Source organism: Micromonospora sp. NPDC047467 (assembly GCF_040643095.1).
Classification (GTDB): Bacteria; Actinomycetota; Actinomycetes; order Mycobacteriales; family Micromonosporaceae; genus Micromonospora.
The window spans coordinates 86,406-102,497 of record NZ_JBEYTO010000012.1 but is presented as its reverse complement, the minus strand read 5'-3'; the positions used below and the strand labels follow the sequence as shown (position 1 = coordinate 102,497).

The 16,092-nt window shown below is 72.3% G+C and carries 11 protein-coding genes; 3 read left to right on the top strand and 8 right to left on the bottom strand.

The features are described 5' to 3' along the window. Positions 1 to 48: 48 nt before the first annotated feature. Entirely contained in the window at positions 49 to 1,308 is a 1,260-nt protein-coding gene (locus ABZ780_RS27810) for a hypothetical protein (RefSeq protein WP_357487979.1), read from the bottom strand. Positions 1,309 to 1,636: 328 nt separating this feature from the next. On the opposite strand from ABZ780_RS27810, the gene ABZ780_RS27805 reads away from it, so the two are divergent. Next, positions 1,637 to 3,694 (top strand): DNA topoisomerase IV subunit B, encoded by a 2,058-nt coding sequence (locus ABZ780_RS27805; RefSeq protein ID WP_357487978.1) that lies wholly within the window; start codon positions 1,637 to 1,639, stop codon positions 3,692 to 3,694. A gap of 22 nt (positions 3,695 to 3,716) precedes the next feature. Next, positions 3,717 to 6,200, top strand: a complete 2,484-nt coding sequence (locus tag ABZ780_RS27800; RefSeq protein WP_357487977.1) for a DNA topoisomerase IV subunit A — start codon at positions 3,717 to 3,719, stop codon at positions 6,198 to 6,200. 143 nt (positions 6,201 to 6,343) lie between these two features. Here ABZ780_RS27800 and ABZ780_RS27795 read toward each other — a convergent pair whose 3' ends face one another. From ABZ780_RS27795 to pseB, 7 genes are all read right to left on the bottom strand, one after another. Then, positions 6,344 to 6,979 (bottom strand): alpha-ketoglutarate-dependent dioxygenase AlkB, encoded by a 636-nt coding sequence (locus ABZ780_RS27795; protein ID WP_357005883.1) that lies wholly within the window; start codon positions 6,977 to 6,979, stop codon positions 6,344 to 6,346. Positions 6,980 to 7,089: 110 nt separating this feature from the next. Then, positions 7,090 to 8,169, bottom strand: a complete 1,080-nt coding sequence (locus ABZ780_RS27790) for a spore coat protein (protein ID WP_357488025.1) — start codon at positions 8,167 to 8,169, stop codon at positions 7,090 to 7,092. Continuing rightward, positions 8,166 to 8,888 carry a glycosyltransferase family protein gene (locus tag ABZ780_RS27785; protein ID WP_357488024.1) on the bottom strand — a complete coding sequence of 241 codons (723 nt, stop codon included), beginning with the start codon at positions 8,886 to 8,888 and terminating at the stop codon, positions 8,166 to 8,168. The genes ABZ780_RS27790 and ABZ780_RS27785 overlap by 4 nt, the downstream gene beginning before the upstream one ends. Positions 8,889 to 9,139: 251 nt before the next feature. Then, complete coding sequence (locus ABZ780_RS27780) at positions 9,140 to 10,951, bottom strand: class I SAM-dependent methyltransferase (protein ID WP_357487976.1); 1,812 nt, start codon at positions 10,949 to 10,951, stop codon at positions 9,140 to 9,142. Then, positions 10,941 to 11,792 carry a hypothetical protein gene (locus tag ABZ780_RS27775; protein WP_357487975.1) on the bottom strand — a complete coding sequence of 284 codons (852 nt, stop codon included), beginning with the start codon at positions 11,790 to 11,792 and terminating at the stop codon, positions 10,941 to 10,943. Before ABZ780_RS27775 ends, ABZ780_RS27780 begins: the two co-directional genes overlap by 11 nt. 10 nt (positions 11,793 to 11,802) lie before the next feature. Next, positions 11,803 to 12,960 carry an aminotransferase class I/II-fold pyridoxal phosphate-dependent enzyme gene (locus ABZ780_RS27770; RefSeq protein ID WP_357487974.1) on the bottom strand — a complete coding sequence of 386 codons (1,158 nt, stop codon included), beginning with the start codon at positions 12,958 to 12,960 and terminating at the stop codon, positions 11,803 to 11,805. Beyond that, positions 12,957 to 13,940: a UDP-N-acetylglucosamine 4,6-dehydratase (inverting) gene (pseB, locus tag ABZ780_RS27765; protein ID WP_357005889.1), complete on the bottom strand. Its 984-nt coding sequence runs from the start codon at positions 13,938 to 13,940 to the stop codon at positions 12,957 to 12,959. The genes ABZ780_RS27770 and pseB overlap by 4 nt, the downstream gene beginning before the upstream one ends. Positions 13,941 to 14,305: 365 nt before the next feature. Between pseB and ABZ780_RS27760 the strand changes: the two genes are divergently transcribed. Further along, on the top strand, positions 14,306 to 16,039 hold the full coding sequence (locus ABZ780_RS27760) for a hypothetical protein (protein ID WP_357487973.1): 1,734 nt from the start codon (positions 14,306 to 14,308) through the stop codon (positions 16,037 to 16,039). Positions 16,040 to 16,092: the final 53 nt, after the last annotated feature.

The window sequence follows — 16,092 nt, the reverse complement described above, 5'->3', positions numbered from 1 at the left end:
CGACGGAGGCCCCGCCGGGGTGGCGGGGCCTCCGGTGACGCGGACGCCTCAGGAGACGGAGATGGCGCCGTTGCCGGCCCGGACGCAGCTCACCGCGCGGGCGCTGGTGGCCGCCGCGCCGGCGAGGCACTGGCCGAGCACCTGGTGCCCGGTGGCGTTCGGGTGCCACGACTCCTGGCAGGTCTGGAAGTAGCTGACGCACGTGTTGGCGATCCGCTGAATCGCGATCTTGTCCTTGCCGGAGAGGCTGGTGACGAAGGTGCCGTTCGGGTTGCTGTCCTGCAACCGGATCGGGGTGGCCAGCGCGCCGGTGGGGCTGGTCGTCGTCTCGCAGAGCCGAGCGCCGTCGAAGGCCCGCTGCACGTTGAGGTAGACCAGGTCGTCGGCCGGGAACTCGGCGGCCAGCGTGTCCCGGGTGGTCTTCACGATGGTGCCCAGGCCCTGCGAGAAGCGGTGCCCGGGAGCGAGGCTGGCCCGGTGGATCGGGCAGCCGGCCGCGTACCGCTCGGCCCCGAGGTCGCGGAACTTGTCCCGGGTGTCGTCGCGGCCGTCCTCGGTGTGGAACGTCGAGTTCAGGTCCAACGGCAGCGGGTTGGTGTAGTCCTGGAACACCACCCGGTGCTGCCCGTCCGCGTCCACCTGGTCGAGAGTGGTCAGCAGTTGTCGTACGGCGGCGGTGGTCTCCGCGGTGGCGGCGCTGAGCTGCGCGGCGGTGGCCAGGTCGGCGTCGGTGCACGGCTTCTGCTCCACCGGGCCACCCAGGTATGCCCAGAACTCCCACCAGCCGGTCCAGGCGTCGGCGATGAAGCGGTTGGCGCACTTCTCCGCGACGCTGCCGAACGTGAACGAGCTGTTGTTGGACCCGAGGCCGATCAGCACCAGGTCGATGTCCTGGGTCTGCGCGACGGCACGCAGTTGGGCGAGCTGCGCGGCCACCGTACGGCCGTTGGCCCGCGCGCCGGAGGCGTTGGCGATGTCGTGTGGCTGGCCGCCGGAGCACGCCAGGTTGAACCGGTTCTGGATGCCCGGCAGGTTGGCCTTGTGCAGCGAGGCGTTCGCCGACCGGTGGCAGAAGTACGCGTTGTTGTTGGGAGCCGTCCAGCCCGGGAAGCCCTGGGCGACTCCGTTGGCGTCGACCACCGGGGTGTACGCCCCGGCGCCCTCGCCACTGATGAAGCTGTCACCGAGGGCCACCGCGGCGGTGGGCAGCGCGGCCACCGCGGGAGTGGGCAGCGCGACGGCCGTCGACAACGCGGCCGTGACGATCGTGAGTGCCGCGGCGAGCGCGGTACGCCGGATTCTGGGCATGGGGCCCCCATCCATCGAAAGATGAAAGATTCTCTGAGGGCGCGATCACATCACCCGCGTGTGACGGGCGTCAATGGCCCGTAACAGAATCGTTCGATGAAAGACACGGCCGTGCGGCTGGACGGCCAGCAGGCTGCCCGGGACGCAACCGCCGACCCGCGTACCGGTGGGGTGTTTCCTGGCTCACGTTCGGGGGCCGCCGCGCGGCGGGTCGCGCGGGGCCTACGGATGTTGTCTGGGCCTCGGGCTAGGCTCGCTGCGGCGCGCCACGCCGGCTGATCTCGCCGGTGACCGGCAGCAGACCGCCGAGACCGGGGAGTACGACCAGTTGACCGCAGAGCCTGACACCCTGTACGGGGCCGATGACCTCACCCACCTTGAGGGGCTGGACGCCGTCCGCAAGCGGCCCGGCATGTACATCGGTTCCACCGACAGCCGTGGCGTGGGTCACCTCGTCAACGAGATCCTCGACAACTCGACCGACGAGGGTGTCGCCGGCCACGCCACCAAGGTCGAGGTGACGCTGCACGCCGACGGCTCGGTGCAGGTCGACGACGACGGTCGCGGGATCCCCACCGACGTGCACGCCAAGTCCGGCATCTCCGGCGTCGAGCTGGTGCTCACCCGACTGCACGCGGGCGGCAAGTTCGGCGGCTCCGGCTACAAGACCTCCGGCGGCCTGCACGGCGTCGGCGCCTCGGCGGTCAACGCGCTCTCCCGCCGGTTCGACGTGACCGTCCGCCGCGGCGGCAAGGTCCACGCGATGTCGTTCCGGCACGGCGTCCCCGGGATCTTCGACGGCGACGGCCCGCAGGCGCCCTTCACCGCCGGCCCCGGCCTCCAGGTGACCGGCGCGATGAAGCGCGGCCACCGCACCGGCACCTCGATCCGCTGGTGGCACGACGCCCGCTACTTCGAGACCGGCGCGGCGCTCGACGTCGACGCCGTCCGCACGAAGCTGCGCAACACCGCGTTCCTGGTCCCCGGCGTGAGCTACCTGCTGCGCGACCTGACCGGCGAGACGCCCGTCGAGGAGCGGTTCCACTACCCCAACGGGCTCAGCGACATGGTGGAGTTCCTCGCCCCGGCCGGCGACCGGCCCGTCTCCGGCATCCTGCTCGTCAACGGCGAGGGCGCATACCGGGAGAACGCCGCCGACGCCAACGGCGTCATGCAGTCCAACGTGCAGCGCCGCGCCGAGGTCGAGGTGGCGTTCCGCTGGGGCACCGGCTACGAGCGCACCGTCGAGTGCTTCACCAACACCATCCGCAACGCGCACGGCGGCACCCACCGCAAGGGCTTCGAGCGGGCCCTGGTCCGCTCCCTCGGCGACGCCGTCCGCAACACCCGCGGGCTGCTCAAGGCCAAGGAGGAGCCGCCCACCCTGGACGACGTCCTGGAGGGCATGACCGCGGTGGTGCACGTGCGGATCCCGGAGCCGCAGTTCACCTCGCAGACCAAGGACGAGCTCTCCACCACCGGCATCACCAAGGTGATCCAGTCCCTCGTCGACGCGCACGTCAAGGCGTGGCTGGACGACCGGCGCACCAAGGCCGAGGCGCGCGTCGTCCTACAGAAGATCGTCGACGCGGCGCGGGTGCGGCTCACCCAGAAGCAACAGAAGGACGCCGCCCGGCGCAAGACCGCCCTGGAGGGCGCGTCGATGCCGCCGAAGCTGGTCGACTGCCGGGCCACCGGCATCGACCGCAGCGAACTGTTCATCGTGGAGGGTGACAGCGCCCTCGGGACGAGCCGGATGGCCCGCTCCTCGGAATACCAGGCGCTGCTGCCGATCCGGGGCAAGATCCTCAATGTGCAGAAGGCCAACCTCCAGCAGGTTCTGGACAATGCCGAGTGCGCGGCCATCGTCCAGGTGCTCGGTGCCGGCTCGGGGCGGACGTTCGACCTGTCCGCGCTGCGCTACGGCCGGGTGCTGATCATGGCCGACGCCGACGTGGACGGCGCGCACATCCGTACGCTGCTGATCACTCTCTTCGCCCGGTACATGCGCCCGCTGATCGAGGCCGGCCGGCTCTACGCCGCGATGCCGCCCCTGCACAAGATCACTACCAAGGGGCGCAACCCGCAGACCGTCTACACCTACACGCAGGCCGAGATGGAGACGACGGTCCGCAAGCTGGAGAAAGCCGGCAAGCAGATTGTCACGCCCATCCCACGCTTCAAGGGTCTCGGTGAGATGGACGCCGACGAGCTGTGGGACACCACGATGAACCCGGCCACCCGCGCCGTACGCCGGATCACCATCGAGGACGTGGACGCCGCCGAACGGATCCTCGAACTGCTGATGGGGGAGAAGGTCGAGCCGCGCCGCAACTGGCTGATCGACTCCGCCGACCGCGTCGACCGTGACGCCATCGACGCCTGACGGCAGAAGGAAGAGCTGAACCATGGCACGCCGTAAGGAAAACAAGGTCGATCTCTCCTCGTTCGACCAGGCTGGCGCGCGGGTCTTCGACAATCCGCTGGTAACCGAGGTTTCCGACTCCTACCTGGAGTACGCGTTCTCGGTCATCCACTCCCGCGCTCTGCCGGACGCGCGCGACGGCCTCAAGCCCGTGCACCGGCGCATCCTGTGGTCGATGTACGAGCAGGGCTACCGCCCGGATCGCGGGCATGTGAAGTCTGCCCGAATTGTCGGGGATACGATGGGAAAGTACCATCCGCATGGCGATACGGCGATCTATGACGCCATGGTCCGCCTCGCGCAGGACTTCTCGCTCAACGTGCCCCTTATCGATGGGCATGGAAATTTTGGATCTCCAGACGATGGCCCGGCAGCGAGCAGATACACCGAAGCGCGGATGTCCCGCGAGGCGATGCTGCTCGTCGGTGAGCTGGGCGAGGACACCGTCGACGTCGAGCCCAACTACGACGGGTCGCTGACCCAACCGACCGTGCTGCCGGCCGCATTCCCCAACCTGCTGGTCAACGGCGCGTCCGGGATCGCGGTCGGGATGGCCACCAACATGATCCCGCACAACCTGGCCGAGGTGGTCTCCGCCGCCCGCTGGCTGATCAACCACCCGGACGCCACTCTGGACCGGCTCATGGAGTTCGTCCCCGGTCCCGACCTGCCCACCGGTGGCGTGCTGCTCGGCTTGGACGAGGTGCGCCGGGCGTACGAGACCGGGCGTGGCGTGGTGCGGATGCGCGGCAAGGTGGAGATCGGCCCGATCGAGGGCAGCCGGGGCCGTCAGGCGATTACCGTGGTCGAGTTGCCCTACGGCGTGGGCGCGGAGAAGGTCATCGCGGCGATCACCAACGAGGTCACCAAGACCAAGCGGCTGACCGGGATCGCCGACGTCAAGGACCTCACCGACCGCGAGAGCGGCACCCGACTCGTCGTCGAGTGCAAGGTGGGGGTCAACCCGCAGGCGCTGCTCGCCGACCTCTACCGGTTGACCCCGCTGGAGCAGTCCTTCGGCGTCAACAACCTGGTCCTGGTCGACGGGCAGCCGCGTACCCTCGGGCTCAAGGCGTTGCTGGAGGTCTTCCTGGCCCACCGGTACGAGGTGGTCACCCGGCGCACCTCGTTCCGCCGCCGTAAGCGTCAGGAGCGGCTGCACCTGGTCGACGGTCTGCTGATCGCGCTGCTCGACATCGACCGGGTGGTTCGGCTGATCCGGGGCAGCGACGACGCGCAGGCCGCCAAGGACGGGCTGATGAGCCAGTTCGGTCTCTCCGACATCCAGGCCACCTACATCCTGGACACTCCGCTACGCCGGTTGACGAAGTTCGACCGGATCGAGTTGGAGGCCGAGCAGGAGCGTCTGCGCGCCGAGATCGCCGAGCTGTCCGCGATCCTCGACGACGAGCGGGTGCTCAAGAAGCTGGTCTCCGACGAGCTGGCGGCCGTGGTCAAGCAGTTCGGCACCGACCGGCGTACGACGCTTGTCGACGGTGACCTCAAGGAGGTGCTGGCCGCGTCCGCGCCGGCCGGCCCACTGGAGGTCGCCGACGACCCGTGCCAGGTGATCCTCTCCGCCACCGGGCTGGTCGCCCGGACCGCGGCCGAGTCGGAGGAGAGCGCCGAGGGGCGCCGGCGCAACGGCCGGGTCAAGCACGACACGGTACGCGCGATCGTGCACTCCACCGCCCGTGGCCGGGTGCTCCTGGTGACCAGCGCCGGCCGCGCCTTCAAGATCGATGTGTTGCCGCTGCCGGTGCTGCCCGAGCAGGCCGGCACGGTGTCGTTGCGCGGCGGCATGTCGGCCGCCGAGTTGGTGCCGCTGGAGGCGGGGGAGACCGTGGTCGGCCTGGCCCCGCTCGGTGGGCCGGCGGACGGCTCGCCCGGGCTGGCGCTGGGCACCCGGCAGGGCGTGGTGAAGATCTGCTCGCCGGAGTGGCCGGTGCGGTCCGACGAGTTCGACGTGATCGGCCTGCGCGACGGCGACGAGGTGATCGGGGCGGCCTGGCTGACCGACGGCGCCGAGACGCTGGCCTTCGTCACCTCGGAGGCGTCGCTGCTGCGCTTCGCCGCCGGGGTGGTCCGCCCGCAGGGCCTCAAGGGTGGCGGAATGGCCGGCATCAACCTGCCGGCCGGGGCACGGGTGGTCTTCTTCGGGGCGGTACGCACCGACGACCCGGGGCACGGTGAGCCGATGGTCGTCACGTCCACCGGGGCGACGGTCAAGGTGACGCCGTTCAAGGCGTACCCGGCGAAGGGCCGAGCGACAGGCGGCGTGCGGGCGCACCGCTTCCTCAAGGACGAGACGGACGTCGCGGTCGCCTGGGTGGGGCCGCGCCCGGTCGGCGCGACCGGCACCGGTGAGCCGGTCGAGCTGCCCGCCGCCGACCCCCGCCGCGACGGCAGCGGCTTCGCGGTGATGCTCGGCCCAACGGTCATCGGCCACCTGATCGAACGCGACTAACCCCCACCCTCCCCCTCCCCTGCCCCGCCCCCGCCGGTTGATCATGAAGTTATTGCCTCTCGCCTCGGCGCGTCGCGGCAATAACTTCATGATCAACGGTGAGGGCGGGGTGGGCCGGGGAGAGGGCGGGGAGGGGGCGGGGGTTAGGCGACGTTGATGGGGCGGAACTGGACGCTCACCCGGGGCCCGACCGGGCGGGCGGTCTTGGGGATGGCGTGTTCCCAGGTGCGTTGGCAGGAGCCGCCCATGACGATGAGGTCGCCGTGGCCCACCGGGAAGCGCAGGCTGTCGCCACCGCCGCGCGGACGGAGCAGCAGCGGTCGGGGTGACCCGAACGAGACGATCGCGACGATGGTGTCGCTGTGCGCGGAGCGGCCGATGGTGTCGCCGTGCCAGGCGACGCTGTCGCGGCCGGAACGGTAGAGGCACATGCCGGCGGTGACGAACGGCTCGCCCAGCTCGGGAGCGTAGTGGCGGGTCAGGGCCGCCCGTGCCGCGGTGAGCACAGGGTGCGGCAGTTGCCGGTCGGCGGCGTACCAGCACAGCAGGCGGGGCACGTCGACCTCGCTGTCGTACATGGTGCGTCGCTCGGCCCGCCAGGGCACCTCGGTGAGCAGGGTGTCGAGGACCGCGTCGGAGCCGCGCACCCAGCCGGGCAGGTGGTCGACCCAGGCGCCCCGGCTGAGCTGGTGCCGGCGGATCTGACCGGCCAGCGGCCCCAGGGCCGGCCCGGCGTCGGCGAGGTCGAGCATCGACGGCTGGTAGGCGGCCTGCGTCATGCGGCCACCCTAACAGCACATTCGTACACCCGTGCTATGCCCGCGTCCCGCGCATCCCTCAAGGTCGTGCTCGATCCTCGATGTAGTGCCATCCGCGCGGATCGAGGGGACTATTTCCAGGATCGAGCGTGACCATGGCGGTCAGCCGCCGGGCGTACGGACTCGAACACCGCGTCCACGACTCGGGCCCGGCCCTGCCCGTCGACGGTGGACCAGGCTCGGGCGGCCAGCGCGGCGCGGCGCGGCGGTGAGCTGAGCAGCCCGTGCAGGGTCCGTGCCGCCGCCGCGCGGGCGGTGCGTCCGGGCAGGCCGGCGGCGGTCAGCTCCGGCAGTTCGCCGAGGCCGGCGGTCAGGCCGTGCTGGACCACCCGGGCGTACGACTCGCGTTGGTTGTCGACCACGCAGACCAGCGCGGCGGGTGCGCCGAGGCAGCACAGCTCCCACGTCGAGGTGCCGGCGGCGCTGACCACCAGGTCCGCCTCGGTGATCAGCGACGGCAGTGAGCCGGTGGGTGGGACGGTACGGACGAGTTGCCCCCGGCCGGGGGTGATCTCCTCCAGTTCGGCCTCGATCTCGGGTCTGCCGACGACGACCGTGAGGTCCATCGGGTGGCCGGTGGCCAGCAGCACCCGGGTCAGCACCGGGGCGGCGCCGAGGGCGTCGGTTCCGCCGAAGAAGGCCAGCACCCGGGGCCGGCTGACGGCCGTGGCGGGTCGGGGCGTTGCCGGTCGGGCGGCCACGACTGAGTCGCGCAGCAGGGCGTACCCGCTGCCGACGAGCAGCCGCCCGGGCAGTGTCGCAAGCTTCGCCCCGAAGTTCTGGTCGAGGTAGAGGTCGGCGTCCTGACCCCGGCTGTCCCCGTCGACGATGGCGAGGGTGAACACCCCGGCGGCGCGTAGCGCACCCGCCCCGGCCGGGTCCAGCTCGTAGGAGTCGAGGACCAGCACGTCCAGGTCGTGCCGCCGAGCTGCCTCGACCAGGTCGGCCGGCGACTCGGGGCCCGGGTGCAGTCCGATACCGCGAGCGGCCAACTCGGCGGTGGCCCAGTCGAGCCGCTCCACCGTGCCGAACACCGCGACGTGGGCGCCGCGGGCCAGGAACTCCTCGGCGAGCGCGAGGCAGCGGACGAGGTGCCCGACACCGCGCTGCGGCCCGGCGTCGCAGCGCAGTCCGACGCGTAGCGTGCTCAGGACTCCTCCAACCGCTTCTGCCGTACGTCGGCGTTGAGCGCCCGCAGCCGGGGCTGCCCGTCCAGCCAGTCGGCGAGATTGGCCAGCGGCACGCTGACGTCGCCGAAGTGGTCGGTCACCGCGCTCACGAGCGCCCAGTCCTGTTCGGTGTCGAGGGTCAGCCGCAGCGCCGAACGGTCCGGCGTGAGGGTCACCCCGAGCACCCGGAACAGCTCCGGATGGGTGTACGCGTACGAGGTCACGTGCACTCGGTGGTGCCCGGTGGCGAGCCGGTCGAGGGTACGCAGCGTCTCCGCGCGGATGATCTCGACGTCCAGCCCTCGGGGCAGGGTGCGGGCGATCGACGTGCTCGCGTAGTCCAGGCCCGGCACAGCCCGGTACACGGAGGCGACCAGTGTGATGATCTCCGGGTCGAGCAGTGGACAGTCGGCCGTGAACCGCATGACCGCGTCTCCCGGGTACGCCGCCAGGGCACCCACGAACCGGCCCAGCACGTCGTCGACCGGCCCGCGGTGGCACGGGACGTCCAGTCGCCGGCACTCGGCCACCACCGCGTCGTCGACCGGGTCCGTGCTGGTCGCGACCACCAGGTCGGCGAGGACGCCGCTGTCCCGGGCGGCCCGCACCACCCGGCCCAGCACGGATCGCCCTGCGAGCGGGCGGAGCACCTTGCCGGGCAGCCGCGACGAGCCCATCCGGGCCTGCACGATCCCGACGATGCGCGGCCCGCCGACTTGCGGCCCGCCGGCTTGCGCCCCGACGGCGAGCGGCCCGCCGGCTTGCGCCCCGACGGCGAGCGGCCCGCCGGCTTGCGCCCCGACGGCGAGCGGCCCGCCGGCTTGCGCCCCGACGGCGCGAAGCCCGCCGCCCTGCGGCCCGGCGGTCTGTGCCCCGACGGCCACCCCCGTGTCGGCCGTCGGGGCCGTCCCACCCGTCGTCTCGGCACCGACGAGGGCGTGGCTGTCGCCGGTCACCGCTGCTCCTCCTGCCTCGGCGCGAGCGCGGCGCGTGCCCGGCGTTTGGCAGCCCGGGCACCCCGCTTGGCGAGCCGGGCGGGGGTGATGGCCAGCCGGCCGACACGGTAGCTGATGGACCCGCTGAGCAGGCCGATCTTCGCCTCGGCCCGGCGCAGCGCGCGTTCCCGGGAGGTGAGCAGCTCGTCGGTCCATCTGGTCAGCGCCACGAGCCGGCTGATCTCCTCGCGCTGGCGCAGCCACGCCTCGCGCAGCTGTTGGTAGCTGTGCGAGCCGACCGGTGGGTCGGTCGGCTCGACAGCCCGTAGTTCGCTGGCGAGGTTCGTCTGACCGTCGGCGTCCAGGCCCTGCAGCGTGGCCGTGATCGCCGCCTCGGCCCGCACCGCCTCGGCCACGGTCGCCCGGTCGAGTTCGTGCCCGGCGAGCCCGCCGAGGACCACCGTCAGACCCGCCACGTCGAGGGTGGACGGCCACGGGTGGGCGTACCCACCGGTGAGCAGGCCCGCCGCGAAGCGCCACAGGCCGCGGGCCAGCACCACGTCGCCGGGCAGCGTGCCGGTGGCCCGCCAGCTCGGGTCGAGCACCGCGTAGCGCTCGCCGCTGACCACCACGTTGTCGGTGCTGGCCAGCGCCACCGCGCCGGCCAGTCGGCCGTCGCTGTCGGCCTGGTCGGCGAGCCAGCCCGCGTACCCGTGCAGCAGCGTGCGCAGCGTCGTCAGGTCGCGGCGCAGCGCGGCGTCGAGCAGCAGGGTGCGCAGCAGCCGTCCGGACGGCACCGGCCCGGACAACGCCTCGGGGTCCCGGTACGCCGCCTCGCGACTGGCGGCCGGCGCGGCCGCATCACCCCCGGCGACGCGGCCCCACCGCCAGCCCGACGGGCCGTCCAGCACCTCCAGCAAACCGGTTCCGGGCCGCCCGGTCTGCACCAGCGCCACCGGCAGGTCACCGTCGGCCGGCGTGACCGGGGCGTCCGGGCCGCCCGGTCGGCTGGCGAGCATCAGCCAGCCCGGCGCGAGGTCGGCGGCCCGCCCCGCGTGCAGCGCGTCCACCGCCAGCCGGGCCGGGTCCTGGAGAACCGTCGCGGTGCCGAAGGCCCCGGCGCAGGCGCCGTGCAGCACCGCGTCGAACAGCCCCGAGCCCGCGCCCCGGTCGAGCTGGTCGGCGTCGAGCAGCGCCGTCGCGGTTCCACCATCGGGGTACGCGGCCCAGCAGGCGCTCGGGTGCAGCCCGGCGCCGGTGAGCCGCTCGCGCAGCTGGTCCCGGTTGGCCGGACGGGTCTGGTCCAGCACCCCGCCGATGACCCAGGCGGAGTCGTCGCGGCCGGCGTACCAGGGGGTGGCTGCGACCAGCCGGTGCAGCCCGATCGGGTTGTCCAGGCGCAGCAGCAGCGTGCCACCCGGCCGCACCGCCGCGGCCAGCCGCGCCAGCACGCCGTCCCAGCCGAGTCGGGTGCCCTCCACCGACTCCACCGGGTCCAGCCCGGCACCGGCGATGACCACGTCGTACGTCTCGTCGTCGGGTAGCCCGGTCGGGCCACCCACCACCACGCGGGCGGCCCGCTCGGCCAGCGCCACCGCGTCCGGGTGGCTGCGCAGCAGGCAGGTCACCTCGGCGTGGGCGAGCCGGTCGAGCAGCGCCGGGTCGTGCGGGCCGGCGAGCAGGACCCGGCCGCCGGGCGGCACGATCCGGGCGGCCAGCGTGGCGAGGGGCCCTCCGTCGGCCAACCGTTCCCTCGGAAGGTCGGACCAGGCCAGCATCTCGCCGCCCGGCAGGGTCATCCGGCCGGCGGGTGCCGTCTCAGTCTTCACGGTCGTCCTCTTCCTCTTGCGGGAGGTTCGCCCAGCCGAGCAGCTCACGCAGCTCCGCGGGGGTGCAGCGGTGATCGGTGCCCAGTTCGGCGCGGGCGATCTCGACCGCGGTGGGCAGGTCGACCGCCGTGCCGTGCAACTCCGGCCACTGCCGCCGGATGCGGGCTGTTCCGCCGAAGGTCGGGTCCTCGTTGGACAGGATCATCGGGTCGCCGTACACCGCTGGTTCGCAGCCGGCCGCGATGCCGTAGAAGATCGCGCTGGTCAGGCGGTTGGATGCTACCCGGCGGTGCCGGCGCAGCTCGGTCAGCTGCTTGTCGAGGAACTCCGGGTCGGTGTCCTTCCACCAGTGCCCCCGGTAGCCGTGGCAGATCACCCGGAACCCGGCGCGCTCGTAGAGCCGGCGGACGTGGCGCATCCCGTACTCGTGCCAGTAGAGGCAGACGGTGACCGGGCCGGGCTCGGTGTCCCGGATCAGGGCGATCAGCGCCCGGTGGTCACCCTTGACGTGTTGGCCCTCCCAACCGTGGAACGGGTACCAGATGGTGCCCTCGCGCTCCTCGGTCGGCGGGTCCTCGGGCCGCATGCCCAGCAGGTAGACGAACGGGGCGCCGATCACCACCACGTTGCGCCGCCCCACCGACCAGGCGCGGCGGCGGGTCTGCTCGGACCAGAGCAGGCTCGGGGTACGGTCGGCGTACGGGTGGCCGGGGGCCAGGCCGTCGCCGATGTTCCAGCCGTGCTGCACGTACCCGTTGATCCGGGGCGGGTGGCGGTCGCCGAGCCCGGCGTAGCGGGCCAGGACGTGCGCGTGGCCGTAGAAGTGGTTGGCGTGGTGCATCACATTCCCATCAGGCGGCGGAACGCACCGAGCCGACCCGCAGAGACGCGGTCAGCGCGTCGATGACCCGGTCCTGGTCGGCGTCGCTGAGTCCCGGGTAGAGCGGCAGCGACAGCTGTTGGGAGTAGAACGACTCGGCCACCGGGCAGGAGCCCCGACGGTAGCCCAGGTCGGCGAAGGCCGGGTGCCAGTGCACGGGGATGTAGTTGACCTGGACGCCGATGCCGGCCGCGCGCATCGCGTCGTACACCGCGCGGCGGCGTCCATCCAGGACGCGGACCGGGTAGAGGTGCCACGCCGGCTCGGCCCACGGTTGCTGGACCGGCAGCCGCACCCCGTCCAGGCCGGCCAGCGCCTCGTTGTAGCGGGCGACCAGTTCGGCCCGGCGGGTGACGAACTCACCGAGCCGGCGCAGTTGGCTGCGGCCCAGCGCGCAGAGCACGTCCGGCAGGCGGTAGTTCAGCCCGAACTCGGGGACCTCGTAGAACCAGCCGCCCTCGTCGGGCCGGCGCAGGTCGTCGCGCTCGCGCACCATGCCGACGCCGCGGAACCGGCGGGCCCGCTTCAGCATCTGCGGGTCGAGCGCGGCGACCCCGCCGCCCTCGGCGGTGGTGAGGTTCTTCGTCGGGAAGAACGAGAACGTCGTCAGGTCGGCAAGCGACCCGACCGGTCGGCCGTGGTACGTGCCGCCGATCGAGTGCGCCGCGTCGGCGAGCAGCAGCGCGTCGCTGCCCTCGACGGACGTGCGCAAGGCGTCGTAGTCGGCCGGGTGGCCGGCGTAGTCGACCGCCGAGATCACCTTCGTCCGCGAGGTGACCGCGGCGGCCGCCGCGGCCGGGTCGAGGCAGAAGGTCTCCTCCTCCACGTCCGCGAAAACGATCTTCGCGCCGAGGGCGACTGCGCTGCTGGCGGTCGCCACGAACGTCATCGGCGGAACGATCACCTCGTCGCCGGGGCCGACACCGGCCGCCGCGTACGCCACGTGCAGCGCGGCGGTGCCGTTGGAGACGGCGGCGACACCGACCCCGCCGGTCACCTCGGCCAGGTCCGCCTCGAAGGCGTCGACCTGCGGGCCGGTGGTGAGCCAGTCACTGCGCAGCACCGCCGAGACGGCATCGACGTCCGCGTCGGTGACCGACTGTCGGCCGTACGGGAGCATCGGCATCACGCGGTGAGGCCGAGCATGGTGCGTAGCTGGTCGACGCTGAGCCACTCGTCGTTGGTGTCCGACTGGTAGGCGAAGCCGTCCGGCACCGGCTCGCAGTCGACCGGCGGCTGGTAACCCCAGCCGGCGATGGTCGGCTGGACGATGTAGCGGTCCTTGGCGCGCAGCGTCCGCCGGCTGTCGTCCGGGGCGATCATCTCCTCGTGCAGCTTCTCGCCGGGGCGAATGCCGATCTCGTGCGTGGTGGCCTCCGGCGCGACGGCCTCGACCAGGTCGAGGATCCGCATGCTGGGGATCCGCGGTACGAACAGCTCGCCGCCCTGCATCTGGTCGAACGAGTCCATGACGAACTGGACGGCCTGCTCCAGGGTGATCCAGAACCGGGTCATCCGCTTGTCGGTGATCGGCAGGCTCTTGCCCTCGGCGGCCAGCCGGTGGAACAGCGGGACCACCGAGCCGCGGCTGCCCACCACGTTGCCGTAGCGGACCACCGCGAAGCGGGTCGGGTGGTGCGCGGCGTAGTGGTTGGCCGAGACGAACAGCTTGTCGCCGACCAGCTTGGTGGCGCCGTACAGGTTGATCGGGCTTGACGCCTTGTCGGTGGAGAGCGCGATGACCTTCCGGACGCCGGCCTCGATCGCGGCGTCGACCACGTGCTGGGAGCCGGTGATGTTGGTGGCGATGAACTCGGAGGGGTTGTACTCCGCGGTGTCCACCTGCTTGAGCGCGGCGGCGTGCACGACGTGGTCCACACCGTGCATGGCGCGGGTGAGGCGGTGCCGGTCCCGGATGTCGCCGATGAACCAGCGCAGACGCGGGTCGTCGCCGAGTTGCTGGCGCAGCTCGTACTGCTTGAGCTCGTCGCGGGAGAAGACCACCACCCGGGCGGGGTCGGCCTCGGTGAGAATGTGCTTGAGGAAGGTCCTGCCGAAGGAACCCGTTCCCCCGGTGATCAGAATGGACGATCCATTCAACTCACTCAATTTGGTGCTCCCGTGATCGTGGATGAACGGGCGGCCCTCGGCCGGCCGACCGGGGTGAGACGCTAACCCCGGCGGGTTAACGGGTCGGCGCTCGCGGGTTAACCGCCAGACCGACCGAGGTGAATGGCGAGCAGCGGGCGGGCGAACACTTCCGACCACCCGGAAGGCGGGCTGACCAGCCCGAATCCGGCCGCTACAGTGGCCGCGCGAGCGACCCGGCCGCCCTGTGCGCCGCCGGTTCCCGCGTTCACCCGACATCCGCACCACCTCGGTGCGAGCGGGTCATCCCCGAGCGTCACCGGCCGGGCCGGCGTGCCCACCGGCGGGCGCGGGGGCCGGTCCGGCCGGCACTTCAGGAGGCGTTGATGGCATCCGGCAGCGACGTGATGGAACGGCCGGCGGTCCCGGCCGAGACACCGCCCGCGGCGTCCGCGCGACGGTGGCTGGTGCCGCTCCTGCTGGTCGTCGGCTGGGTGCTCAGCGTCGCATGGCGGATGTGGCTGTCCCGGCACATCGTGCTGCCCATCGCGCACACCGACGAGGACAGCTACCTGAACACCGCCCGCGCCCTCGCTGGCGGGCCGGGTGGGTTCAGCAGCGAGAACGACCTGCTTCGGCGGGTCGGCTACCCGATGCTGATCTCGCCCGCCTTCCTCGGCGACCGGGACTTCACCGACAGCTACCGGCTGGTCCAGCTGATCAACGCGATGGTCAACTCGGCGCTGTTGCCGCTGGCGTACCTGCTCGGTCGGCGCGTGCTCCGCCTGCCCCGCCCGTACGCCCTGCTCGCGGCGGTGGTGGCGGCGACCCTGCCGGCCACCGCCTTCTACGCCGGCGTCGCGATGATCGACACGGTGATGGCGCCGCTGGTGGTCGCCTGGCTGCTCGCCGTACACCGCTGGATCGACCGCCCCGGCCCGCTCGCCGCGGCCACCGTCGGCCTGCTGGTCGGCGCGTTCCACCTGCTGCACTCGCGCGGCCTGGTGATCGTGGCGGTGCACGCCGGCCTGGTCCTGCTGCTGCTCGTCCGCCGCCGCATCACGCCAGCGGCGGTGCTCGCGGCGCTGCTGCCGGTGCTGGCCATGGCGCTGGTCAACGAGGCCGGCATCCGTTTCCTCGGCGACAAGGTCTATCTGCTGGGCAGCACGCCGGGCGGCGGCACGGTCGCGGCGGTCGCCTCCGGCCAGGGTGTGGTCCGCGTCGGCGCGGCCATCGCCACCCAGCTCTGGTACCTCGTGGTGATCACGTTCGGGATGGCCGGGGTGGCCTGGGCCGCCGCCGTCCGGGAGTTGTGGCGCCCGCGTCAGGGCGACGCCACCCGCTGGACGATGGGCGTGGCGCTGGTGGTGAGCGTCGGGGTGGCCAGTGGCGCGTCGGTGATCCTGGCCGGCATCACCGGCAAGCCGCTGGACGCGATCTACGGCCGCTACGTCCAGATGCTGGCCCCGTTCTGGCTGCTGGTCGGCCTCGGGGTGCTGCTCACCGCCGGGCGCCGGGTGGTGCTGCGCCGGGCCGCCGTCGCGGTGGCGCTGCTCGTCGCCGGCGGCGCGCTGATCGCCGCCCGGCTCGCCTACGTGGCCAGCCGAGGACACACCCTGCGCTACGGCGGCTTCGGCGCGCCGGACCTGATGGCGCTGACCGACGGCTGGCGGGAGATGCGACCCGTCGTCGGATCGTTGGTCGGCATCGCCGGCTGCCTGCTGCTCGTCGCGGCGGTCCGCGTGCCCCGGCTACGGCTGCCGATGCTGGGCGCCCTCGTCGTGGTCAACCTCGTCACCATGCAGGTGATCGACCAGAGGTTGGTGCGACCGATGGCGGCCAGCACCGCGCCGACCCCACGGGTCGCCGACGTCGGGGTACGCCCCGGCGAGCGGGTCTGGGCCTCCACGGGAGTGCACTACATCCTGCGGTTCAACCTCAGCCACCAGGTGACCTGGACCGACGTGCGGTGGTTCCGCGAGCAGCCGCCGGCCGCGGCGCAGGTGGTTTTCACGCGCTGGGCGCCCGGCCAACCGGACGACTGGGACGGCGCGAAGTACGGCTTCGTCCGGCTCGGCGGCAACGCGCAGCAGCACTGGGCGGCCTGGCGGCGAGCCTGAGGAGCCGTTGTGTGGATCCGGGTGGACATTCCTTTTCATGAACGGGAGATGTC

What these genes read in the sequence shown, in the direction of transcription:
- ABZ780_RS27810 (WP_357487979.1), bottom strand. Translation starts at nt 1,308, where the DNA reads ATGCCCAGAATCCGGCGTACCGCGCTCGCCGCGGCACTCACGATCGTC.
- ABZ780_RS27800 (WP_357487977.1), top strand. Translation starts at nt 3,717, where the DNA reads ATGGCACGCCGTAAGGAAAACAAGGTCGATCTCTCCTCGTTCGACCAG.
- ABZ780_RS27795 (WP_357005883.1), bottom strand. Translation starts at nt 6,979, where the DNA reads ATGACGCAGGCCGCCTACCAGCCGTCGATGCTCGACCTCGCCGACGCC.
- ABZ780_RS27775 (WP_357487975.1), bottom strand. Translation starts at nt 11,792, where the DNA reads ATGCACCACGCCAACCACTTCTACGGCCACGCGCACGTCCTGGCCCGC.
- ABZ780_RS27760 (WP_357487973.1), top strand. Translation starts at nt 14,306, where the DNA reads ATGGCATCCGGCAGCGACGTGATGGAACGGCCGGCGGTCCCGGCCGAG.